Source organism: Streptomyces sp. S186 (assembly GCF_051603415.1).
Lineage (GTDB): Bacteria > Actinomycetota > Actinomycetes > Streptomycetales > Streptomycetaceae > Streptomyces.
Genome location: NZ_CP193932.1, coordinates 4,169,027 through 4,192,050, shown reverse-complemented (window position 1 = coordinate 4,192,050; position 23,024 = coordinate 4,169,027). Strand labels below are relative to the sequence as shown.

At 69.0% G+C, this 23,024-nt stretch carries 17 protein-coding genes; 4 read left to right on the top strand and 13 right to left on the bottom strand.

Features of this window, described 5'->3' with window-relative positions:
* Nucleotides 1-41: 41 nt before the first annotated feature.
* The 6 genes from trxB to ACRAS8_RS17910 all read right to left on the bottom strand — a co-directional run bounded on the left by trxB (nucleotide 42) and on the right by ACRAS8_RS17910 (nucleotide 9,290).
* A complete protein-coding gene (trxB, locus tag ACRAS8_RS17935) occupies nucleotides 42-1,016 on the bottom strand; it encodes a thioredoxin-disulfide reductase (RefSeq protein WP_438487047.1) in 975 nt (324 codons plus the stop codon).
* A gap of 113 nt (nucleotides 1,017-1,129) precedes the next feature.
* Complete coding sequence (locus ACRAS8_RS17930) at nucleotides 1,130-2,095, bottom strand: anti-sigma factor family protein (protein ID WP_438487046.1); 966 nt, start codon at nucleotides 2,093-2,095, stop codon at nucleotides 1,130-1,132.
* Entirely contained in the window at nucleotides 2,092-2,787 is a 696-nt protein-coding gene (gene sigM, locus ACRAS8_RS17925) for an RNA polymerase sigma factor SigM (RefSeq protein ID WP_438487045.1), read from the bottom strand. The genes ACRAS8_RS17930 and sigM overlap by 4 nt, the downstream gene beginning before the upstream one ends.
* 185 nt (nucleotides 2,788-2,972) lie before the next feature.
* A complete protein-coding gene (locus tag ACRAS8_RS17920) occupies nucleotides 2,973-4,673 on the bottom strand; it encodes a protein kinase family protein (RefSeq protein ID WP_438487044.1) in 1,701 nt (566 codons plus the stop codon).
* Between the two features lie 107 nt (nucleotides 4,674-4,780).
* A complete protein-coding gene (gene murJ, locus ACRAS8_RS17915) occupies nucleotides 4,781-6,988 on the bottom strand; it encodes a murein biosynthesis integral membrane protein MurJ (RefSeq protein WP_438487043.1) in 2,208 nt (735 codons plus the stop codon).
* A gap of 46 nt (nucleotides 6,989-7,034) precedes the next feature.
* Nucleotides 7,035-9,290, bottom strand: a complete 2,256-nt coding sequence (locus ACRAS8_RS17910; protein WP_438487042.1) for a DUF6049 family protein — start codon at nucleotides 9,288-9,290, stop codon at nucleotides 7,035-7,037.
* A 249-nt stretch (nucleotides 9,291-9,539) separates the two neighbouring features.
* Here ACRAS8_RS17910 and ACRAS8_RS17905 point away from each other — a divergent pair, with 249 nt between their 5' ends.
* Nucleotides 9,540-11,015 (top strand): CCA tRNA nucleotidyltransferase, encoded by a 1,476-nt coding sequence (locus tag ACRAS8_RS17905; protein WP_438487041.1) that lies wholly within the window; start codon nucleotides 9,540-9,542, stop codon nucleotides 11,013-11,015.
* Between the two features lie 174 nt (nucleotides 11,016-11,189).
* Here the strand turns inward: ACRAS8_RS17905 and ACRAS8_RS17900 are convergent, their stop codons facing one another.
* The 4 genes from ACRAS8_RS17900 to ACRAS8_RS17885 form a co-directional block, all read right to left on the bottom strand.
* Nucleotides 11,190-11,795, bottom strand: coding sequence for an LppU/SCO3897 family protein (locus tag ACRAS8_RS17900; protein WP_438487040.1), 606 nt, complete (start codon nucleotides 11,793-11,795; stop codon nucleotides 11,190-11,192).
* 108 nt (nucleotides 11,796-11,903) lie between these two features.
* Nucleotides 11,904-13,172, bottom strand: coding sequence for an MFS transporter (locus tag ACRAS8_RS17895; RefSeq protein ID WP_438487039.1), 1,269 nt, complete (start codon nucleotides 13,170-13,172; stop codon nucleotides 11,904-11,906).
* A gap of 76 nt (nucleotides 13,173-13,248) precedes the next feature.
* Entirely contained in the window at nucleotides 13,249-14,331 is a 1,083-nt protein-coding gene (locus ACRAS8_RS17890; RefSeq protein ID WP_438487038.1) for an inositol-3-phosphate synthase, read from the bottom strand.
* A 59-nt stretch (nucleotides 14,332-14,390) separates the two neighbouring features.
* Nucleotides 14,391-15,059, bottom strand: a complete 669-nt coding sequence (locus tag ACRAS8_RS17885; RefSeq protein ID WP_438487037.1) for a PadR family transcriptional regulator — start codon at nucleotides 15,057-15,059, stop codon at nucleotides 14,391-14,393.
* Between the two features lie 361 nt (nucleotides 15,060-15,420).
* On the opposite strand from ACRAS8_RS17885, the gene ACRAS8_RS17880 reads away from it, so the two are divergent.
* Together ACRAS8_RS17880 and ACRAS8_RS17875 are read left to right on the top strand one after the other, a co-directional pair.
* Nucleotides 15,421-18,069 carry a transglycosylase domain-containing protein gene (locus tag ACRAS8_RS17880; protein WP_438487036.1) on the top strand — a complete coding sequence of 883 codons (2,649 nt, stop codon included), beginning with the start codon at nucleotides 15,421-15,423 and terminating at the stop codon, nucleotides 18,067-18,069.
* Between the two features lie 134 nt (nucleotides 18,070-18,203).
* Nucleotides 18,204-19,685, top strand: coding sequence for a glycosyltransferase family 87 protein (locus ACRAS8_RS17875; RefSeq protein WP_438487035.1), 1,482 nt, complete (start codon nucleotides 18,204-18,206; stop codon nucleotides 19,683-19,685).
* A 90-nt stretch (nucleotides 19,686-19,775) separates the two neighbouring features.
* Here ACRAS8_RS17875 and ACRAS8_RS17870 read toward each other — a convergent pair whose 3' ends face one another.
* From ACRAS8_RS17870 to ACRAS8_RS17860, 3 genes are all read right to left on the bottom strand, one after another.
* Nucleotides 19,776-20,807, bottom strand: a complete 1,032-nt coding sequence (locus tag ACRAS8_RS17870; RefSeq protein WP_438487034.1) for an alanine racemase — start codon at nucleotides 20,805-20,807, stop codon at nucleotides 19,776-19,778.
* 60 nt (nucleotides 20,808-20,867) lie between these two features.
* On the bottom strand, nucleotides 20,868-21,986 hold the full coding sequence (locus ACRAS8_RS17865) for a lipid II:glycine glycyltransferase FemX (RefSeq protein ID WP_438487033.1): 1,119 nt from the start codon (nucleotides 21,984-21,986) through the stop codon (nucleotides 20,868-20,870).
* Between the two features lie 141 nt (nucleotides 21,987-22,127).
* Nucleotides 22,128-22,445, bottom strand: a complete 318-nt coding sequence (locus ACRAS8_RS17860) for a hypothetical protein (protein ID WP_438487032.1) — start codon at nucleotides 22,443-22,445, stop codon at nucleotides 22,128-22,130.
* A 230-nt stretch (nucleotides 22,446-22,675) separates the two neighbouring features.
* On the opposite strand from ACRAS8_RS17860, the gene rpsF reads away from it, so the two are divergent.
* Nucleotides 22,676-22,966 (top strand): 30S ribosomal protein S6, encoded by a 291-nt coding sequence (gene rpsF, locus ACRAS8_RS17855; protein ID WP_018542659.1) that lies wholly within the window; start codon nucleotides 22,676-22,678, stop codon nucleotides 22,964-22,966.
* The last annotated feature ends 58 nt before the right edge of the window (nucleotides 22,967-23,024 follow it).

Sequence of the window (23,024 nt, the reverse complement as noted above, 5' to 3'; positions counted from 1 at the left end):
TTACTGGGGTGGGTCGGGGTGGGAAAGCTCGGGTGTGCGGGTCAGGCGGAAGGGGTCTTCTCCGGCTCGGCCGTGGCCTCGCCGTCCGAGAGAGCCGCGAGGAACCGCTCGGCGTCGAGGGCGGCGGAGCAGCCCGTGCCGGCGGCGGTGATCGCCTGACGGTAGGTGTGGTCGACGACGTCGCCGGCGGCGAAGACGCCCGACAGGTTCGTCCGGGTGCTGGGCGCATCGACCTTGAGGTAGCCCTCGTCGTCGAGGTTCAGCTGACCCTTGAACAACTCGGTCCGCGGGTCGTGGCCGATCGCGATGAAGAGGCCGGTGACCGGAAGCTCGGAGGTCTCGCCCGTCTTGACGTTGCGCAGCGTCAGGCCGGAGAGCTTGTTCTCGCCGTGGATCTCGGCGACCTCGCTGTCCCACACGAACTTGATCTTCGGGTCGGCGAAGGCACGCTCCTGCATCGCCTTGCTGGCGCGCAGGGTGTCGCGGCGGTGGACGACCGTGACGGACTTGGCGAAGCGCGAGAGGAAGGTGGCCTCTTCCATCGCGGTGTCGCCGCCGCCGATCACGGCGATGTCCTGGTCCTTGAAGAAGAATCCGTCACAGGTCGCGCACCACGAGACGCCACGTCCGGACAGCTCGTCCTCGCGCGGCAGGCCGAGCTTGCGGTGCTGTGAGCCGGTGGCCACGATGACCGCCTTGGCGCGGTGCACGGTGCCCGTGGTGTCGGTGACGGTCTTGATCTCCTCGCTGAGGTCGACCGAGACGATGTCGTCCGGCACCAGCTCGGCGCCGAAGCGCTCGGCCTGGGCGCGCATGTTGTCCATCAGGTCCGGACCCATGATGCCGTCGCGGAAGCCGGGGAAGTTCTCCACGTCGGTGGTGTTCATCAGCGCACCGCCGGCGGTGACGGCGCCTTCGAAGACGAGGGGCTTCAGGGACGCGCGGGCGGTGTAGAGCGCTGCGGTGTAGCCCGCGGGCCCGGAGCCGATGATGATCACGTTGCGGACGTCGCTCACGGGTGTCTTCCTTGTCTCTGCCGACGGCTGGCTGGGGTCTCGGAACTCTCACCCCACCCAACGGATCCTAAGGGGCGAGCATTCCCGGAGTGCCACAGCGCACATGCCGCCGTTCAGTCTCGCCGATACGAGTGCGTCAGCAGAACCTTCCCGGGAGCGGGCGGAGCTGCCGAGACGCACGAGGCGGTGACGACATAGGCGGAGACGCTCTTCGGATCGGACGGGTGCGGCAGCACGACCAGGAATGTGTCCTTGCCCTCATACGTGCGGCGGCTGGAAGCCAGTGGCGTCTCGGTGCGGCCGATGCCCTGACGCACGCACGACGGGACGGCGTCGGGCTCGCCCCGCATCGGTGTCTCGGTTGAGCTACGTGCGCCGATCTCCGGATGGTGCTGTGCCTTCTTCGTAGCGAGCAGCTTGTGGACGTCTGCTCCGAGCGACGCGGTCGTCAGGCTTGAGGAAGAGCTCCCGCTCGCGGAAGAGCCGCTCTCCGGCTTGTTTGCCTGGACGCCGCTGGTGCCGGCGTTCTGGAGAAGCAGACTGCCCACTCCGAGCACCGCCGCAGTGGCCGCGGTGCCCAGCAGAACCCGGGGCCACCGGCGGGACCGGGACGATCGGCCTCCCGGCGTTTGGCGCCCCGGCCCGGAAGTGCCACGGGCCCGCCCTGCCGGAGGGGCGGAGGTTGCTCGCTGAGGCGGCTGGACGCTGGTTTCACGTGAAACAGAGGCTGGCATGGGCGATGTTTCACGTGAAACCGAGCCAAGCGACGATCCGTGCGGGAGCGATGTTTCACGTGAAACGAGTGGTTCGCCGTCTGTTGTGGTGGAGTCCAGCAGGGCCTCGGCGGCAAGAGCCGCATCGATGCGCTCGGCGACATCGGCAGGCATCCGCGTCGGGCCGGGGAGCGTACCGAGGAGCCCACGGATCTCCTCCAGCGACGCATGGACGTCCTCGCACAGCACGCAGCCGGCGAGATGATCCCGTAGATCCGCGGTACGTGAGGGGGAGAGCAGCCCGTCCGTGAGATCGGAGATCTCGGAAACCTCCGGGTGCTCGCCGGCGCCGGTCGTCGACGTCACGCTCGCCCACCTCCGCCCTTCACGGCACCTGTGCCCTTCGGTCCTGCCGTCGGTGGGACGGATGTCCCCTGCGCCCGGTTCCTTCCCCCGCTCGCGGGATTGCTACCCCCGTTGCCGTCGCGCAGATGGGTGACCAACGGCAGGAGACGAGCCCGCCCGCGTGAGCACCGGCTTTTCACCGTGCCCGTCGGGACGTCGAGGATGTCTGCGGCCTCCGCGACGGAGTATCCCTGCATGTCGACGAGCACGAGGGCGGCCCGCTGCTCCTCGGGCAGGGTGCGCAGCGCACGGAGCAGCTCACGGTGGAGATCCTCGCGTTCGGCGGGGAGCGCGGCGGACTCCTCGGGCTCCAGAAGTTGCTCCAGGCGCTCGGTTTCGGCAATGGGAGAGGTACGCCGGGAGGTGGCCTTCCGCGCCCGGTCCAGACAGGCATTGACTGTGATCCGGTGCAGCCAGGTCGTCACGGCGGACTGGCCGCGGAAAGTGTGGGCCGCGCGATAGGCGGAGACGAGCGCGTCCTGCACAGCATCGGCGGCTTCTTCACGATCACCGAGGGTGCGCAAGGCTACGGCCCACAGCCGGTCACGGTGGCGTCGGACGAGTTCCCCGAACGCGTCGGGATCGCCCTTCACATGTAGGGCGAGGAGATCAGCGTCGGTTGGTGTCGAAGCCTTGTCGCTGTCGGTGGACACGGGCCCCCCGGCCGTAGCTGCCTGATCTCGGTCCCATTGAAGCCCGCCGGGTGGCGAAAGTAAATGCTGGGAAAGGCACCTTGCCAACCGGAAACGGCCTCGATGGACCGAGGGGCGAGGGTGCGGGAGCCGACCCGAAACCCGGTCGCTCTCGCACCCCCGTCCCTTCCGGACAGCGTGCCTGCTCAGCTGGTGAAGGAGACCTCGGTCACGCCCTGCTTGAAGCCGGCGCGGCTGTAGGTGTCCGCGGGCGAGTCGGGCATCGCGGTGATCCACACGACGACATAGCGTGCCTTCGCCGGTGTCTTCAGCGTGACCTTGGCGGTGTTGCCCGAGGTCTTGGTCGTACCGAGCTCGCGCATGGAGCTGAGCGGCTCGGATGGGGAGAAGGAATCGGCGGCGTAGAGCGTCAGCGTCGTGTGGCTACCGGTGTAGTGCAGCCCGATGGAAGCACTGCTTAGCTGCTGCTCGGAGCCGAGGTCGTAGATCAGCCCGACGCCTTTCTTGAAGGCCGGGTTGAGATCGGGACCCTCGCGGTAGCTCTTGCTTTGCCAGTACGTCGAGGGGTCTCCGTCGTAGGTGGCCCTCGCCTGGTTGGGGTGCTGCGGCTGGCCGTCGGGGTAGTACTCGGCGCCGTCCACGATCTTGATCGGCTTGCTGTCGGGCTTCTTGGCGCTTCCGCCGGCGGTCTGCGAGTTCTGCGACGTGTCGTGGTCGTTCTCCCACTTCAGCAGCGTGTCCGCCAGCTGCCAGCTGCCCAGGCCCAGTGCCGCGATCAGCAGCGCGGAGACGGACCACTTCAGCGCCTTTCCGGTGCGGCTCTGGAGCGGGGGCGGCGGCGCGGGAACGGGCTGCGTCGCCTTGACCGACTGGGCGTAGGAGCCCTGCTGGAAACCCGTCCGCTGATACGGCGGCGGGGTGGAGAACGCCGTCTCCGGCGGACGGATGCGCGGCATGGCGGCGACCGCCTTGGCCAGCTCCTCCGGCGTGGTGCACGGCGGCTCCTGGCGGGAGGCGGTGGCGCCGTCGTTGACCAGGGCTCGCATGGCGAGCTCGGACAGGCCGCGATGCACGCCCGCGCGGACCTGGTCGGGGGCGATCAGGCCGACGCCCTTGGGTAGGCCGGTGAGGCCGTAGGCGTCGTTCTCGTACGGCCAGCGCTGGGTGAGGGCGGCGTACAGCAGCGCGCCGATCGCCTCGGTGTCCGTGCGCTGCGGGTGATCGCAGGTGATGCCGCGGAGCGCCGCCATGACCGCGAGGCCGCGGATGCGGTACTGACCGGACTCCGTGCGCAGCACCGAGCCGGGGGTGAGCCGCAGATGGGACAGGCCCTCGCGGTGGGCGGCGGCCATGGCCTGGGAGATCTGGCTGACGAGCTGGTAGGCGTCGTGGGGCTCCAGCGGACCGTTGGCGAGGACCGTGGCCAGCTCGGTGGCGTCCGGCAGCCATTCGTGGACGACGTAGACCAGGTCGTTGTCCTCGACGGCGTCGAGGACCTGGACGAAGCGGGGATCGCCGAGGAGCGCCGAGGAGCGGGCGGCCGAGAGCACCGGGCGGGCACGGGGGTGGTCCGCGGGCAGGACATGGACGCCGACGGCCCGGCGGAGCTTTTCGTCGACCGCGCGCCAGCTGCTGAATCCGTCCAGACGGGTGACGCACTCCTCGAGTCGGTAACGTCTGGCGAGCTTGTGGCCGCTGTGGAGTTCCGGAGGCTTGGGGTCGGTTGCCTCGGCACCCTTGCCTTCGGTGCGTGCGGCGTCCTTGTCCTTGCCGGATACCTTCTCGGCCTCCGCACCGTCGTCCGTGGCCCGCCCCGCCTGGGCGGTCAGCGGCTCCTCGCCGCTCGTGTCGGCCACGTCGACGGCAGCCGTGCTCCGTTCCGCCACCGTCGTTCCTGCCTCCCCATCCGTTGCAGGCTCAATGAGCCAAGACAATTGTGCCCACAGTCCGCCACTATGCACGACACACGGTGGCAGTCGATGGTTGTGCCCGATCAGCGTCCCAGCTTGGACCTGACCATGCCGACCAGCGCGTTCAGTTCCTCGATCCGCATCTTTCGGGCGGCGAGGTAGAAGACGGCCAGAAGTGCGGCGGCGCCGCCGATGAGTGCCGCGAGCGAGCCGACGAACCCGGTGCCGAGAGCCCGCATCAGGACGTACACCAGGATGCCGGAGATGATCGTGGCCGGGATGCTGGCGCCGGCCAGGCGCGCGTAGGTCCGCACCACGTGCGCGGTGTCCAGGTCGCCGCCCATCCGCTTGCTCAGCCGGCGCCAGGCGACGCCGACGCCGATGACGTAGGCGAGGCCGTAGGACGCCGCCATGCCCACCACGGCCCACTGGGCGGGCAGGACGAGGAAGCAGAGGGCGGAGGCAGCGGCGTTGACGCCGGCGACGATCACCGTGTTGTAGAAGGGGGTGCGGGTGTCCTCGTACGCGTAGAAGGCGCGCAGGACGACGTACTGCACCGAGAACGGGATCAGGCCCACGCCGAAGGCCATCAGCATGTAGCCCATGGGGACCCCGGCACCGGACGAACCGTAGACCAGTGTGCACAGCGGGATGCCGAGGGAGAGGAACCCGAACGAGATCGGGACGATGGCCACGGCCGAGGTGCGCAGGCCCTGGGACATGTCGTCCCGGACGGCCCCGGTGTCGCCGTCGTGCGCGGAGCGGGACAGCCGCGGCAGTAGTGCGGCCATGACCGAGACGGTGATGATCGCCTGCGGCATGTTCCAGATCAGCTGGGCGCTGGCGTAGGAGATGAAGCCGGTGCCCGGGTGGCCCTGCCGGTCGGCGGTGTTTCCGGCCCAGGTGGAGAGCTGGGTGACGACCAGGACGCCCGCCTGGTTGGCGAGGACGAACAGCACCGTCCACTTGGCGAGCTTGGCGGCCTTGCCCAGGCCGTGGCCGCGCCAGTCGAACCGGAGCCGCAGCTTGAAGTCGGCGTCGCGCAGATACGGGATCATCGCCAGCGCCTGGACCACCAGGCCCAGGAGGGTGCCGATGCCGAGCAGCCGGATGCCCTCGTCGGGGATCGTGGTGACGCCGATGTGGGAGGTCTTCGCCGTGCCGTAGACCCAGATGAACAGGGCGAAGGTGGAGATCATGACGATGTTGTTGAGGACCGGGGTCCACATCATCGCGCCGAAGCGGCCACGGGCGTTGAGGATCTGGCCCATGACGACGTGCAGGCCCATGAAGAAGATCGTGGGCACGCAGTAGCGGGTGAAGGCGACCGCGACCTCGTTGGCCGCCGGATTGCGGGAGATGTCGAACGAGACCAGCTTCACCAGCAGGGGCGCGGCGAACACCGCGAGTATCGTCAGGGCGCCCAGGACGACGATGACGAGGGTGAGCAGCCGGTTGGCGTATGCCTCGCCGCCGTCGTCGTCCTCCTTCATGGCGCGGACGAGCTGCGGGACGAAGACGGAGTTCAGGCCGCCGCCGATGGTCAGGATGAAGATCATCGTCGGCAGCTGGTAGGCCACCTGCCAGGAGTCACCGAGGACGGCGCCGCCGAGCGCCGCGACGATCAGCGCCGAGCGGACGAAGCCGGTGAGCCGGGAGACCATCGTGCCGGCGGCCATCACCGCGCTGGACTTCAGCAGCCCGGAGGCGCGGCCGCCGGACTGCTTGCCTGCCGCCGCCACGGGCGCGGCCTCGGCCTCCGGCTCGGGCTCCTCGGTGAGCTGCTGTGCCACCGGCTCGGGGCCGGTCGTGGCCGCGGGCGCCGGCGCGCTCGCGGGCTCCGGCTCGGGGTGCGGCGGCTGGTAGGGCTGCTGCTGGTCCCGGTAGAGGTGGGCGAACGCGTCGCGCTCGGGGTGTTCGCCGGCGCCCTGGGCCCTCAGCGCGTCGCCGCCGGCGAACTGCACCGTCGCGTCGGGGTCGCCGTATGACAGATCGTGGGCCGGTGCCTGCGGCTCCGCCGGTGCGGACGCGGGCCACTGCTGGGTGCCGGGCGGCTGCTGGTAGAGCGGATGTGCGGGCCGCCCCGGGGACGGCGGGGGCGCGGCACGGTCGTAGCCGGTCTCGGCGGCCGGGCTCTCGGCCGTGGGGGCCGATGCCTGGTGCGGATCGTTGCGGTAGGCGTCCTGGACGTAGGGCTCCTGGTCCGTGGGCAACGGCGGCGTCGGAGGGACCGCCCCCGAGGGATCGCCATGGGCGCCCCGGCCGCGGTCACCGTCATACGGCGCATTCATCGCTGCCCCACCTCATCCGTCGCCGGGCCTCCGGCCCCGTTGTCTATCAACGGTCCACTTTCTCACCCGAGCCGGACGGCCCGGACTTTCCCGATCCGGTGTCCGGCGCGGGGTCACTCGGCTGCTCGGGGCCGTCGCCGGCCGCGCCACCGTCGTCGCCGTTCTTGTCCTCGGCGGCGGAACCGCCGTTGTCCTCGCCGTTTTCCTCGACCTCGGTGTCGTCGGCGGCCGCCCGCTTGCGCTGGAGGTAGATCCGGACGCCGGCGAGCACGAGCAGCAGGACGCCGCCGGCGATGACGAGCATCACAGTGGCGGTGATCTCGGTGACGTTCACCCGGAACGTCATCGGCTCACCGTAGGGCTTGCCGTCCGAGGTGTAGAGCTGGGCGGTCACCCAGGCGAGACCGTTGGCGTTCGCGGTGGTCTCGAACTTGAACGACTGGCTGTGGCCGCCGTCCACCTTGATCAGCTGCGGCTTGCCCGCGTCCAGGCGGTTGGGCTGCGACGAGGTCAGCTTCAGGGTCAGACCCTTGACGCCCTGCAGGAGGTTGTTCTGGACCGTCACCGGGATCGTGGCGCTGCGGCCGGAGAGCGTCGCCTCCGACTTGGGGATCAGATGGACCTTCTTGGTCAGGCCGTCGAGATAGCCGCGGACCGAGGCGCGGAACGTGGCGGCACCCTTGCTGTCGCCCCGCCACGAGGTGGACATCTCACGCATTATGGCGTTGCCGAACGGGGTGACCACGCGCTCCGGCTGGGCCAGGACCACCTGGAAGTCGGCCAGCGCGGTCTGGGTGTCCTCGATCTGCCGGAAGGCGTCGCCGGGCAGCTCCTGCCGGCGCAGCCACGACGGGTACGCGGAGCGGGCGGGGATCTGGCGGTTGGCGTCCGGGTCGGGCTTGGCCTTGGCGGCGTCGCCGAGCTTCGTCGGCTGGACCCAGCCGGCCGACTCCAGGTTCCGCAGCGCGCCGGCCATCGCCTGGGCCTGGCTCAGCGAGGGCATCCGCTGCGGCGCGACGACGATGCTGCGCTGCTGTTCCGGGTTCTCCAGGCCGATCATCTGGGCCTCGGCGAGGAACTCCTGGATCGCCAGGCTGGCGTTCCCGGATTTCGACATGTCGCCTTCGAAGGCCCGGGACAGCTGGGTGTCGGTGACGATGGCGGTGTTGCCGCCGCCGACGGGCCGGGCGGCGGTCGGGGTGTACGGCAGGCTGTTGTCCCGCAGGCTGTCGCTGCGGGTGATGACGTTGTGGGCGCCGGCCGAGGTGGCGACGTCGACGACCGAGGAGTCGAGGGCGCCGTTCACCGGCCAGGTGAAGTCGGTGCGCGGCTTCACGCCGAGGATGGTGTCCACCGTCTTCGAGGCGAGTTCGGTGGCCGGGCCGAGGTGGCTGAGTGCGCTGGGCACGCTCTTGCCGTGATGGGCGAGCGAGGCCAGGTCCGGGTCGCCGAACGGCAGGGCGACGACCTCGTGGCCCTTCACGGCGTTCACGAGATCGTTGAGCCACTGCTTGGCGACGGCTTGGTTCTTGCCCATCGGGCCGTCCGGGTCGTGCACGCGGTACGGCTTGGTCATCGCGTCGACGGTCGCGAGCAGATCGGGGTCGATGACGAAGGTCACCGGGAGGTTCTTGCCGAGTTCGACCATCTTCTGGAGCCGGCCGCCGTCCGCGATCTCCGCGGCGAGGTCGTCGTTGCGGAAGACCGGCGTCTGCTGGGCGTCGGCACCGGTCTCGGCCGTGAGGTGGGTGGTGGAGATCAGCGGCCACAGGTACGTGAGCTGGGTCTTCTTCGCCGGTGCGGCGCCCTGCCAGGGCAGGAAGGTCCGGTCGATACCGAGGACCTGGTCGTACGACGAGTTCGCGGTGTGCCCGGACAGGGTCACCCCGAGCGGGTAGACGCCGTCGTCGCTGAGGCCGAGGTCCTTGACCGGGACATTGACGGTGAAGGGCCGGCTGGCGCCCGGATCCAGCTTGTCGATCTTCTCGGTGTGGTCGTCGATCTCCTTGCCGTCGGCCCCCGGCAGATAGCCGGTGCGCTTTGTCACAGCCTCGATGGAGCTGCGGTCGTTGAGCGCGGAGCCGCGGTGCAGTCCGACGTGGGCGTTGGTGATCGTGCTCTTGCTGCCGTTGGTCAGCGTGCCGGAGACGGTGACGGTGTCGTCCTTGCCCGGGGCGGCCGGCGACATCGCGTTGATCGTGACATTGACCGGATGTGTGTCGGCCGGCGCCGCCTTGGCCGCGGGAGCGGCTACGGCCTGCAGCGTTCCTACGAGCAGGGGTACCCCGGTGAGCAGCGTCACGGTCCTGCGCAGCCACCGGCCACGCGGCCGTTCAGTCGCCTGGAACCCTGCCGCATCGGCCACGCGCTCGCCCGTCCCTCGTCGTCGTCAGTGGTCGTCGGAATGTGCGTCCACGAATGGTAACGAGGCCCGGCGCGCCGTAGTGCCGGGGACTGCGCCACATGATCACCGCGCAGGGAGGCCATGTACCCCTTGTCCCCTTTATTAACGTGACGCTGGTTGTTGCGCGGCCACGTACCCTTTTCTGTTGTGCCGAACGCCAAGAATGACTTCCCCACCACGCGGACCGAGCGGACTCCGCAGCCGACGGACGCGCTGAACGACGCGCAGCGACGTGCCGTGAGCGAGCTGCTGCGGGTGTCCCCCGTCGCGGACGATCTGGCCCGCCGCTTCCAGGAGGCCGGGTTCACGCTTGCCCTGGTCGGCGGGTCGGTCCGGGATGCACTGCTCGGTCGGCTCGGCAACGATCTGGACTTCACCACCGACGCCCGGCCGGAGGACGTGCTGAAGGTCGTCCGGCCGTGGGCGGATGCGGTCTGGGAGGTCGGTATCGCCTTCGGCACGGTCGGGTGCAAGAAGGACTCGTTCGACATCGAGATCACGACCTACCGGTCCGAGGCGTACGACCGGACCTCGCGCAAGCCCGAGGTGTCGTACGGCGACGCGATCGAGGACGATCTGATCCGCCGGGACTTCACGGTCAACGCCATGGCGGTGCTGCTTCCGCAGAAGGAGTTCGTCGACCCGCACGACGGGCTGGAGGACCTGGCGGCCCGCGTGCTGCGGACTCCGGGGACGCCGCAGGAGTCGTTCTCCGATGATCCGCTGCGGATGATGCGGGCGGCCCGCTTCGCCGCCCAGCTGGACTTCGAGGTGGCACCCGAGGTCGTCGCGGCGATGACGGAGATGGCCGAGCGCATCGAGATCGTCTCCGCGGAGCGGGTCCGTGACGAACTGAACAAGCTCCTCCTGGCGCCGAACCCGCGCAAGGGCCTGCGGCTGCTGGTCGAATCCGGGATCGCCGGCCGGGTGGTGCCGGAGCTGCCCGCGCTGCGTCTGGAAAGCGACGAACACCACCGCCACAAGGACGTCTACGAGCATTCGCTGACGGTGCTGGAACAGGCCATCGACCTTGAGGACGACGGGCCCGACCTGGTGCTGCGGCTGGCGGCGCTGCTGCACGACATCGGCAAGCCCAAGACGCGGCGCTTCGAGAAGGACGGTCGGGTCTCCTTCCATCACCACGAGGTGGTCGGGGCGAAGATGACCAAGAAGCGCATGACCGCCCTGAAGTACTCCAACGACCTGATCAAGGACGTTTCGCGTCTGGTGGAGCTGCATCTGCGCTTCCACGGATACGGCACGGGCGAGTGGACGGACTCCGCGGTCCGCCGCTACGTCCGGGACGCCGGCCCGCTGCTGGCGCGGCTGCACAAGCTGACCCGCTCGGACTGCACCACCCGCAACAAGCGCAAGGCGGCCGCCCTGTCGCGCGCCTACGACGGGCTGGAGGAGCGCATCGCGCAGCTTCAGGAGCAGGAGGAGCTGGACGCGATCCGTCCGGACCTGGACGGCAACGCGATCATGGAGATCCTGGGTATCGGTCCTGGCCCGCAGGTCGGCAAGGCGTACAAGCACATGCTGGAGCTGCGGCTGGAGCACGGCCCGATGGAGCACGAGACCGCGGTGGCCGCTCTCAAGGAATGGTGGGCCGCTCAGAGCTGAGGGCGCGGAAGCCCATACGGCGGGACCTGGTGCGTCCGTGAAACCGGCGATGTTTCACGTGAAACCGGGTTGAGCGCGACGGGGGCGGTGTTTCACGTGAAACACGGCGGCATATGACCGGCCGTTTCACGTGAAACACCGCCCCTCTCGCTATCCGAGAACCTTGCGGGTGCGCTACTTCGTGGGGGTCAGACAGAGCACCATGGCCGTGTCGGCCCGCCGGCGGCGGTGCACCGTCTTGACGTAGGCGTCCTGTCCCGCGGAGCACACCGACGGGTCGGAGGAGCCGTTGTGCACCGCGGCGACCTTGTACTGGGCCTCCGCCGTTCCGCAGTCCACCACGGCCAGACCGTCGTCCAGCGCACTGCTGGACTTCTTGACGCAGTCACCGGCCTTGGCGCTGTCCGCGTCGTCCAGGCTGCTGATCCAGGCGACCGCGATGACGATCAGGCCGATGACGACGCCCACGGCCCGCAGCACCGCCTTGGGCGACCGGCGCGGGCGGGCCGGCTGGGGAGGGGCGGGCGGTCCGCCCTGGACATAGGGCTGCTGCGGTGCCTGCGGAAAGCCGGGGTGCGGCTGCTGGCCGTACGGCGGTTGTGGTTGCTGGGGAGAGGCGTATCCGGCCTGGGGTGCCGGTCCGCCCTGTGGCTGCCCGAACGGCGGGGCTCCGTAGGGAGTTTGCGGCGGCTGTGGAGCCTGCGGATAGGGAGCCTGGCCGTACGGCTGCTGCGCGTAAGGGTTCTGGCCGTACGGGCTGTGCCCCGGCGGCGTGGTCATGGGAATCCCCCGATGGTGGTGCGTCCGGAAGTGACGTATCCGGACGTGTGAATGACGCCCGTAAGGTATCCGCTCCGGCGGGGTGGTGCCGCATGGGCGAGGGGGCGTTCACTGCGCTCCACGGCGTGCGAAGCGCGCCAGGGCCGCGGCGACCACGGCGTAGAGCGCGGCGACCGCGATGATCAGTACCGCAGATCGCCCGTCGGGCGGCAGCATCAGGGCGGCCACCGCGGCGGCGCCGACGAAGGCGACGTTGAACAGCACGTCGTAGAGGGCGAAGACGCGGCCGCGGAAGGCGTCGTCGACCGAGGACTGGACCACCGTGTCCGTGGTGATCTTGGTGCCCTGGGTGCCCAGGCCGAGGACGAACGCGGCCACCAGCACCGGCGCGGGCCGGAAGAACAGTCCGAGTGCGGGGGCCAGGACCGCGGCCGCGGCGGCGCAGCAGGCCATCCAGCCGAAGGCGCCGAGGCGCCCGACCGCCGGGGGCGTGACCACCGCGGCCGCGAAGAACCCGGCTCCCGACACGACGACGGTCACCCCGAGCAGCGCCAGGCCCTTGGACGTGCTGCTGGACCAGGCGTAGCGGCACAGCATCAGGACCATGACCGTCAGCGCGCCGTAGCAGAAGCGGACCAGCGTCATCGCGGTGAGCGCACCGGACGGCGTGGGGCGCGCGGCGAGATGACGCAGGCCCTCCAGCAGTCCCCGCACGGTGCTCAACAGCGCCTCTTTCAAGCGGGGTTGGAGTACGGAGGCGTCGGGTCCGAGCAGCTGCGGGGTCATCCGCAGGGCGGTGAGGGCGGAGCAGAGATACAGCAGCGCGGCGAGCAGCACGACGACGGCGTCCACGTCCGCGCCGGCCAGCCGGATGGCGAAGGCAAGTCCGCCGCCGGCGGTCATGGCGAGCGTTCCGGCCGTGGGGGCAAGGGAGTTGGCCATCACGAGCTGCTGTCCGCCGTCGACCACCCGCGGCAGGGCGGCCGAAAGCCCGGCCAGGACAAAGCGGTTCACCGCGGTCACGCACAGCGCGGAGACGTAGAAGAGCCAGTCCGGGACCTGCAGCGCGATCAGCACCGCGGTCAGCGCGGCGAGCAGGGTGCGCAGCAGGTTGCCGTAGAGCAGGACCTGTCGCCGGCGCCAGCGGTCCAGCAGGACGCCGGTGAACGGCCCGAGGAGGGAGTACGGCAGCAGAAGGATCGCCATCGCGGAGGCGATCGCCTCGGGCGATGCCTGTTTCTCGGGCGAGAAGATGACGAAGGTGGCGAGCGCTGCCTGGAACACCCCGTCGGCGGCCTGGGAAAGAAGCCGTGCGGCCAGGAGTGAACGAAAGTCGCGCAGCCGGAGTAACACGCGGAGATCGCGCACAGCATGCATGAGGCACAGCCTCACACAGCCCGCCGGCCTCCGGGAGGAATACCCGGAGGCTGGCGAAGTGAGGTGCGGGGAGCGGTCAGCGCTCGACCTCGCCCCGGATGAACTTCTCGACGTTCTCCCGGGCCTCGTCGTCGAAGTACTGCACCGGCGGCGACTTCATGAAGTACGAGGAGGCGGAGAGGATCGGGCCGCCGATGCCGCGGTCCTTGGCGATCTTGGCGGCGCGCAGCGCGTCGATGATGACGCCCGCGGAGTTCGGGGAGTCCCAGACCTCCAGCTTGTACTCCAGGTTCAGCGGGACGTCACCGAAGGCACGGCCCTCCAGGCGGACGTAGGCCCACTTGCGGTCGTCCAGCCAGGCGACGTAGTCGGACGGGCCGATGTGGACGTTCTTCTCGCCCAGCTCGCGGTCGGGGATCTGGGAGGTGACGGCCTGCGTCTTGGAGATCTTCTTGGACTCCAGGCGGTCGCGCTCCAGCATGTTCTTGAAGTCCATGTTGCCGCCGACGTTCAGCTGCATCGTGCGGTCCAGGATGACGCCCCGGTCCTCGAAGAGCTTGGCCATCACACGGTGCGTGATGGTGGCACCGACCTGCGACTTGATGTCGTCGCCGACGATCGGCACGCCGGCCTCGGTGAACTTGTCCGCCCACTCCTTGGTGCCGGCGATGAAGACCGGGAGGGCGTTGACGAACGCGACCTTGGCGTCGATGGCGCACTGGGCGTAGTACTTCGCCGCGTCCTCGGAGCCGACGGGGAGGTAGCAGACCAGGACGTCGACCTGCTTGTCCTTGAGGACCTGGACGACGTCGACCGGGGCCTCCGGGGACTCCTCGATCGTCTCCCGGTAGTACTTGCCGAGGCCGTCGAGGGTGTGGCCGCGCTGGACCTGGACACCGGTGTTCGGCACGTCGCAGATCTTGATGGTGTTGTTCTCGCTGGCGCCGATGGCGTCGCTGAGGTCCAGGCCGACCTTCTTGGCGTCGACGTCGAAGGCGGCCACGAACTCGACGTCGCGGACGTGGTAATCGCCGAACTGCACGTGCATGAGACCGGGCACGCGGCTGTCGGGGTCGGCGTCCCTGTAGTACTCGACGCCCTGTACCAGCGAGGCGGCGCAGTTGCCCACGCCGACAATGGCTACGCGAACCGAACCCATTCCGGTTGCTCCCTGTGTTCTCGATGAGGGCCTGTACGACAGGGCCTCATGTGGTGGTGTCATTCGGACGGATCCGGCCGGGAACCACCCCGGCGCCGGGGCAGGCCGCCCGCATCTCCTGACTGGTTGCTCTCGTCCTGTGCCGCGGAGTCCGAAGTGCGCTGCTCGCGGCCGGCGCGCTCACTCTCGATGAGCTCGTTCAGCCAACGGACCTCGCGTTCCACGGACTCCATGCCGTGCCGCTGCAGTTCGAGGGTGTAGTCGTCCAGCCGCTCGCGGGTTCTCGCCAGAGAGGTGCGCATTTTCTCCAGGCGCTCCTCCAGCCGGCTGCGGCGGCCTTCCAGCACACGCATCCGCACGTCCCGCGACGTCTGGCCGAAGAACGCGAAGCGGACACCGAAGTGTTCGTCCTCCCAGGCGTCCGGTCCGGAGTGGCTGAGCAGCTCCTCGAAGTGCTCCTTGCCCGCCGGGGTCAGCCGGTAGACGATCTTGGCGCGGCGTCCGGTCAGCGCCGTGGCGGGAACGCCCTCCGGGGCGCCGCCCGTTTCCTCCACCAGCCAGCCGTTCGCGACCAGTGCCTTCAGGCAGGGGTAGAGGGTGCCGTAGCTGAACGCGCGGAAGACCCCGAGCGAGGTGTTGAGCCGCTTGCGCAACTCGTAGCCGTGCATCGGGGATTCCCGGAGCAGGCCGAGGACGGCGAATTCGAGGATGCCGGAACGCCTGCTCATCCTCCGCCTCCTGGGCCCTGTGCGGTCTTTATCTCGTGCTGATGTATCGACTCGATACATCCAGACGATAGATCGGCACCCTGGGCGGAACAAGTGGCCGGACGGTGAACGGCGTCACATCACTTATTCGTGCGACGCAACCTGACTGTTTTGGAGTGAATTTCAACACTGGGCAGGTTTTGGCCGTGCGTAGTCTGTGCGGCATGCAGACTGCCGGGAACCGTGGGCCTATACGTGACGTCCCTGACCTCGGTGTAGTGCGGCCCGCGCGTCAGGAACGGGTCGTGCATCGGGGGGACCTGAAGACAACAGCCGCCTTCAGGCGACGAGAAAGCGCGCCTGCCCGAGGAGTATTCGTTCCATGAGCGAGCACCGTCGCAAACCACCCCAGCCGAATGGTGGCGGGCGTGCCGCTGCCAGACGCGCCGCACCGTCCTCCGGGCGCCGTGCCGTGCCGCCGCAGGGCGTTGGTGCCACACCTCCGCCGCCGCAGCAGCCGCCGCGGCCGGGGGGACGTGCCGAGGCCCGCCGGGCCGCCCAACGCGGCGGACGCCGGCGGCAGTCCGATGCCGCGGCGATGGCTTCCGGAGGCGGTGCCGGCCATGGCGGCGGACGCCGTGGCGGAGGCGGCGGCGAAGGGGGCCGGGGACGCGGCCGGGGTGGCGGAAAGCCGCCCAGGAAGCGTTTCATCGACTACCCGCGCGCCAACCGCACTGGTTGGAAGCGGTGGGTGCCGTCGTGGAAACAGGTCACCAGCATGTGCGTCGCGGTCGCGGGACTGGTCGTGGGGGTGGCCGGCGTCGGTCTCGCGCTGGTGCAGGTGCCCAACGTGAACCAGGCCGCCAAATCGCAGAACAACGTCTACCTCTGGGCCGACGGCAAGGTCATGGCCCGCGACGGTGTGACCAATCGTCAGCTGGTCGATATAAGCCAGATCCCGCTTTCCATGCAGAATGCGGTGATTTCCGCGGAGAACGCCTCCTTCCGGCAGGACCATGGCGTCGACCCGATGGGTATCCTCCGGGCCCTGCTCAACATGGCGCGGGGTGGCGACACCCAGGGCGGCTCGACCATCACTCAGCAGTACGTCAAGAACGCGATGCTGAGCCAGGAACAGACCCTGGACCGGAAGTTCAAGGAACTGTTCATCTCGATCAAGGTCGGCTGGAAGCAGACGAAGGACCAGATCCTCGCCGGCTACCTGAACACCAGCTACTTCGGCCGGGGCGCCTACGGCATCCAGGCCGCGGCCCAGGCCTACTACGGCAAGGACGCCTCCAAGCTGAACCCGAGCGAGTCGGCCTTCCTGGCCGCCACGCTCAAGGGCGCCAACCTGTACGACCCGGCGGGCGGTATCGGCGCGAACGCCACTCCGGCCATGAACACCCAGCGTGCCAAGGAGCGTTGGGCGTGGATCCTCGACCGCATGGTGGCGAACGGTCACTTGAAGTCGGCGGAGGAGGCCCAGTGGAAGGCCAAGGGCTTCCCCATGCCGCAGCAGCCCAAGGCGGGGGCCAGCAAGGGCGGTCAGATCGGCTATCTGATCGACGTCGCCAAGAAGTACGTCCTCAAGCACAGGCCGGACATCAGCCAGGCCCGCTTCGACAAGGGCGGCTACACGGTCCAGACGACCTTCGACGAGAAGAAGACCAAGGAACTCGCCGCCGCGGTGAAGAAGGTCGACGAGCGCTACATCAACCCGAAGAAGCGGCCGGACAAGGACAAGTACGTACAGTTCGGTGCTGCTTCGGTGGTGCCGGGCGATGGCAAGATCGTGGCCCTGTACGGCGGCGACGGCTATGACAAGGGGCACTTCAGCAACAACGCCGACACTTACGGAGTGCCGGTCGGCTCGACCTGGAAGCCGTTCGTCCTGGCCGCGGCGATGAAGTACGGGAAGGCCGGCAGTGGCCAGCCACTCTCGCCGGACAGCAAGTACAACGGCGACGACCACCTCAAGGTGAAGGACGCGAACGGCAATTTTGTCCTCAAGAAGGACAACTCGCCCTTCTATCAGGTCAACGAGAGCAACTACCCCTGGGGCTACATCACCTTGCGCAAGGCGATGGAGCAGTCGGTCAACACCCCGTTCGTGCAGCTCGGCATGGACGTCGGGATGGAGAAGGTGCGGGACATGGCGCAGGCCGCGGGCATCGCGCCGTCCAGCTTCGACAGGAACCTCAACCCGTCCTTCGCGCTGGGCACGTCCACGCCGAGCGCGATCCGGATGGCCGACGCCTACGCCACCTTCGCCGCCTCCGGCACGCAGGCGGAGCCGTACTCGGTGACCAAGGTGACCTCGGAGGGCAAGGAGCTGGACGGCTTCGACAAGCCGAATCCGCACTCCACGATCGACGCGAACATCGCCAACAACGTCACCGACGTACTGGAGAACGTGGTCCAGAACGGCACGGGCAAGGCGGCGAAGAAGCTCGAGATGCCGGCCGCGGGTAAGACGGGTACCACGGACGAGAACAAGTCGGCCTGGTTCGTCGGCTACACCAAGCAGTTGTCGACGGCCATCACCATGTTCCGTGAGGACGCCCAGAATCCGCGCCAGCTGTCCATGAACGGTGTCGGCGGCTTCGACTCCATTCACGGTGGCGCGCTGCCCACGGAGGTGTGGACGGAGTACATGCTGCAGGCGATGAAGGGTGTCACCCCGGTGCAGTTCCCGGAGGCCCAGTCGATCGGCCAGGTCATCAACGAGCCCGGGATGCCGTCGCCCACGCCGACGCCCAGCCCGAGCACCGCGTCGCCGACTCCGTCGGGGTCGCCCAGCAGCTCGGCCAGCCCGTCGCAGAGCGCGAGCCCGACGCCGACGCAGTCCTGTTCCCCCTGGGACATCCGCTGCAAGAACCACGGTGGGAGCAACGGCGGCACCGGCGGTGGCCCCGGCGGCCCGGGTGGTGACACCGGCGGCACGCCTCCCACATCGCCCGACCCGACCAGCGGCGGGAACACCGGAGGAGGAATCTTCGGCGGGCCCACCGGCGGCGAGAGCCCCTGAGCGTTTCACGTGAAACACGGCGGCACATGACCGGTCGTTTCACGTGAAACATGGCTCCACGAAGCCCCCGATCCGGATTCACCGGGCGGGGGCTTCGTCGCGTTCGTCCCCGTCCCGTACGGCAGGATGGGGCCATGACGAGCCTGCGACAGGACGAGCCCGTACGGCCGACGAAACGGGATGAGGTGGCCGCGGCCGGCAGTGAGCTGATCGGCGGACCGATCGGCCGGCGCGCGCTGCTCGGGGCGTCCCGGCTGACGCCGGTGCGGGTCATCGCGCTCGTCGCCATCGGCATGTTCGCGCTCGGCATGGTGCAGAAGCTGCCCTGCTACAACGGCGGCTGGTTCTTCGGCGCCACCAGCCAGTACGTCCATGCCTGCTACTCGGACATCCCCCATCTCTACGCGGGCCGGGGCTTCGCCGACGGGCTGATCCCGTACTTCGACAAGCTGCCCGGCGACATGGAGTATCTGGAGTACCCGGTGCTGACCGGGCTCTTCATGGAGGTCGCCTCCTGGCTGACGCCGCACGGCGGGGCGATCCAGGACCAGGAGCAGATCTACTGGCTGGTCAACGCCGGACTGCTGATGGTCTGTGCGGCCGTGATCGCGGTCTGCGTGACCCGTACCCACCCGCGGCGCCCCTGGGACGGGCTGCTGGTGGCGCTCGCCCCGGCCTTCGCCCTCACCGCGACCATCAACTGGGACCTGCTGGCGGTCGCGCTGACCGCCGCGGGGATGCTGATGTGGTCACGCAGCCGCCCGCTGGCGTCCGGGGTCCTGATCGGGCTGGCGACCGCGGCGAAGTTGTACCCGGTGCTGCTGCTGGGTCCGCTGCTGGTGCTGTGCTGGCGGGCGGGGGCATGGCGCGCTTACGGCCGGGCGGTTGTCGGTGCGGTGGTGTCGTGGCTGGTGGTGAATCTGCCGGTGATGATCGCCCACGACGCGTCCGGCTTCCACCTCCGCGAGGGCTGGGCGAAGTTCTACACCTTCAGCCAGGAGAGGCCCATCGACTTCGGTTCGATCTGGCTGCTGATCTCGCAGCGCACCGGCAATCCCCTGGAGAACGCCAATCTCTATGCGTCGCTGCTGATGATCCTGGGCTGCGGCGCCCTCGCGCTGCTGACCTTCTACGCACCCCGCAGGCCCCGCTTCGCGCAGCTCGCCTTCCTCGTCGTGGCGCTGTTCATCCTCACCAACAAGGTCTACTCACCGCAGTACGTCCTGTGGCTGATCCCGCTCGCGGCGCTGGCCCGTCCGCGGTGGCGGGACTTCCTGATCTGGCAGGCGTGCGAGGTGATGTACTTCCTGGGCATCTGGATGTACCTGGCCTACACCGGCAACGGCGACAAGCACCAGGGCCTGCCGCCCGAGGGCTACCAGCTGGCCATCGCGCTGCACCTCCTCGGCACGCTCTATCTGTGCGCCGTGGTCGTCCGGGACATCCTGCTGCCGGAGCGCGACGTGGTCCGCAGGGACGGGGACGACGACCCGTCGGGGGGCGTGCTGGACCGGAGTCCCGATGTGTTCGTACTGGGCCGGGCGCACCACGCGCCACGGCATGCGGTGCACTTCGAGGCGGCGTCACGGGTGCGCTGGGGCGTAGCACGGGACTGAGCGGGAGCACCGAAAAGCGCCGGGGGCCCGGTGCGGCGGACATTCCGCGGCACCGGGCCCCCGGCGTCGGTGTGTGCCGGGCCGGGCGGCTCAGCGCTCCACGAGGCGGTCGTACTGCGTGGTGGTGTGCCGGAGGTGGGCCACCAGCTCCTCGCCCACCTTGGGCTCGGGGGCGTCCGCCGGGACGAAGAGGATCGACACCTGCATGTGCGGGGGCTCGGCGAACCAGCGCTGCTTGCCGGCCCAGACGTACGGCGCGAGGTTGCGGTTGACCGTCGCCAGGCCGGCGCGGGCCACGCCCTTGGCGCGCGGCATCACGCCGTGCAGCGCCTTGGGCGACTCCAGCCCGACGCCGTGCGAGGTGCCGCCGGCCACCACGACGAGATAGCCGTCGGCGGTCGCCTTCTGCTGGCGGTAGCCGAACCGATCGCCCTTGGCGACGCGGGTGACGTCGAGGACCGAGCCACGGTACTCGGTGGCCTCGTGGTCGCCGAGCCAGAGCCGGGTGCCGATCCGCGCGCGGAAGCGGGTCTGCGGGAACTGCTGCTGGAGGCGGGTGAACTCGTCGGGCTTGAGGTGGCTGACGAACATGGTGTGCAGCGGGAGGCGGTTGGCGCGCAGCCGGTCCATCCACCCGATGACCTCGTCGACCGAGTCCGAGCCGTCGGTGCGGTCCAGGGGGAGGTGTATGGCGAAGCCCTCCAGCCGGACGTCGTCGATGCCCGCGGCCAGCTTCGGCAGGTCCTCCGGCTTGACGCCGTGCCGCTTCATGCTGCTCATGACCTCGATGACGACCCGGGCGCCGACCAGCCCGCCCACACCCTCGACCGAGGAGACCGAGCGGATCGCCCGGTCCGGCAGCGGCACCGGCTCCTCGCCGTGCCGGAACGGCGTCAGGACCAGCAGGTCACCGCTGAAGTAGTCCTTGATCTGGGCGGCTTCGTAGGTCGTGCCGACCGCGAGAATGTCGGAACCGAGCAGGGTGGCCTCCTCGGCGAGGCGTTCGTGGCCGAAGCCGTAGCCGTTGCCCTTGCAGACCGGGACGAGCCCGGGGAACTGCTGGAGAACGCTCTGCTGATGCGCCCGCCAGCGCGCGGTGTTGACGTAGAGGGTGAGCGCCATGGCCGGCCCGGAACCTTTCTCGTGGAGTGTGTCAGGAGTGCGGACGGTGCGGTGAAGCGGTCAGCGGCGCGACATGTAGAGGTCGAGCGCCTTGTGCAGGAGCTTGTTGAGTGGGAAGTCCCACTCGCCGAGGTACTCCGCAGCCTGCCCGCCGGTGCCGACCTTGAACTGGATCAGACCGAAGAGGTGGTCGTTCTCGTCCAGCGAGTCGCTGATGCCGCGGAGGTCGTAGACGGAGGCGCCGAGCGCGTAGGAGTCCTGCAGCATCTTCCACTGCATCGCGTTGGAGGGCCGGACCTCGCGGCCGATGTTGTCCGAGGCACCGTACGAGTACCAGACGTGCCCGCCGACGACGAGCATGGTCGCGGCGGAGAGGTTCACTCCGTTGTGACGGGCGAAGTAGAGCCGCATGCGGTTGGGGTCCTCGGTGTTGAGGGCGGACCACATGCGCTGGAAGTAGCTGAGCGGGCGCGGCCGGAACTGGTCGCGCTTGGCGGTGATCTCGTAGAGCCGCTGCCATTCGGCCAGGTCCTCGTAGCCGCCCTGGACGACCTCGACGCCGGCCTTCTCGGCCTTCTTGATGTTGCGGCGCCACAGCTGGTTGAAGCCCTTGTGGACCTCTTCCAGCGAGCGGTCGGCCAGCGGCACCTGGAAGACGTAGCGGGGCTGGACATCGCCGAAGCCGGCGCCGCCGTCCTCGCCTTGCTGCCAGCCCATGCGGCGCAGGCGGTCGGCGACCTCGAAGGCACGCGGCTCGATGTGGCTGGCCTCGACGTCCCGCAGCCGCTTGACGTCCGGGCTCTGGATACCGGTCTTGATCGCGGCGGAGTCCCAGCGGCGGATGATGACCGGCGGGCCCATCTTCACGGAGAAGGCGCCCTGCTGCTTGAGGTGGGCGAGCATCGGCCGCAGCCAGTCCTCAAGATTCGGCGTGAACCAGTTGATGACGGGGCCCTCGGGGAGGTAAGCGAGGTACCGCTTGATCTTGGGCAGCTGGCGGTACAGGACCAGACCGACGCCGACCAGCTCGCCGGACGCGTCGAACCAGCCCAGGTTCTCGGACCGCCACTCGGCCTTGACGTCGGCCCAGGCCGGGACCTGCATGTGGCTCGCCGCGGGCAGGCTCTGGATGTATGCCAGATGCTGCTCTCGACTGATGGTCCTCAGGGTCAGGCTCATGCGGGGCGCTCCTCGGCTGGTGTGTCCCCTTGGTTCGGGGCTCCGGCTCTCGCGCCGAAGCCTACTGTGACCGGGGAGCACCCCGTCTGGGCCGTACGGGACCGAGCTCCGTATCCGTCCGCCCCAGCCGAAGACGCGGCCCTAGCCGAAGACGCCGCCGAAGAGGCCGCCGTGCGCCAGGCCGATGTAGAAGCCGACGCCCGCCGCGCCGAGTCCGATGATCAAAAGGAAGCGTTCCGCCGTCGTCGAGGAGATGTACTGGCCCCACAGGCCCGTGCCGATGCCGATCAGACCCACCCACGAGCTGACCAGGTGCAGGCTGGGAGAGAGCGCCGTGAAGGCGGAGATCGCGCCGAGCACCAAGGTCACGACCGCGAGGGTGTTCTCGACGGGATGGGATTGTCCGTCGCTGTTGAGGATTGCGAGCAGATTCCGTTGGGTCCGTGCTGCCTGGGCCATACGGCACCTCCGACTGACAGGGCGGCGCACTGTAGCGCCGCTCACACCCGTTGTGTTCCAGATTGGGGGGTCTGGCGGGCGGATTTCAACCGGAAGCGCGGGGGCAGGTACTCTGTACGGTCTGCGCACATGTCTGCCCGGATCCTCCGGCGGACCGGGCGCGGAACGCATCACGACCCTCCTGCCACGGAACGACCGTGGCCGCTGAGTCCAAAGGAGGTGGGTTCACCATGCGTCACTACGAGGTGATGGTCATCCTCGACCCCGATCTTGAGGAGCGCGCTGTCGCCCCCCTGATCGAGAACTTCCTCTCCGTCGTCCGCGAGGGCAACGGAAAGGTCGAGAAGGTCGACACCTGGGGCCGTCGTCGTCTCTCGTACGAGATCAACAAGAAGCCCGAGGGCATCTACTCGGTCATCGACCTGCAGGCCGAGCCTGCGGTCGTCAAGGAGCTCGACCGTCAGATGAACCTGAACGAGTCGGTTCTTCGGACCAAGGTCCTTCGTCCCGAGACCCACTGAGCGCCTACGCGTTCAGCGGTAACCGGGTCCGAGTAGCAGCAACACCAGCAGCCAGCAG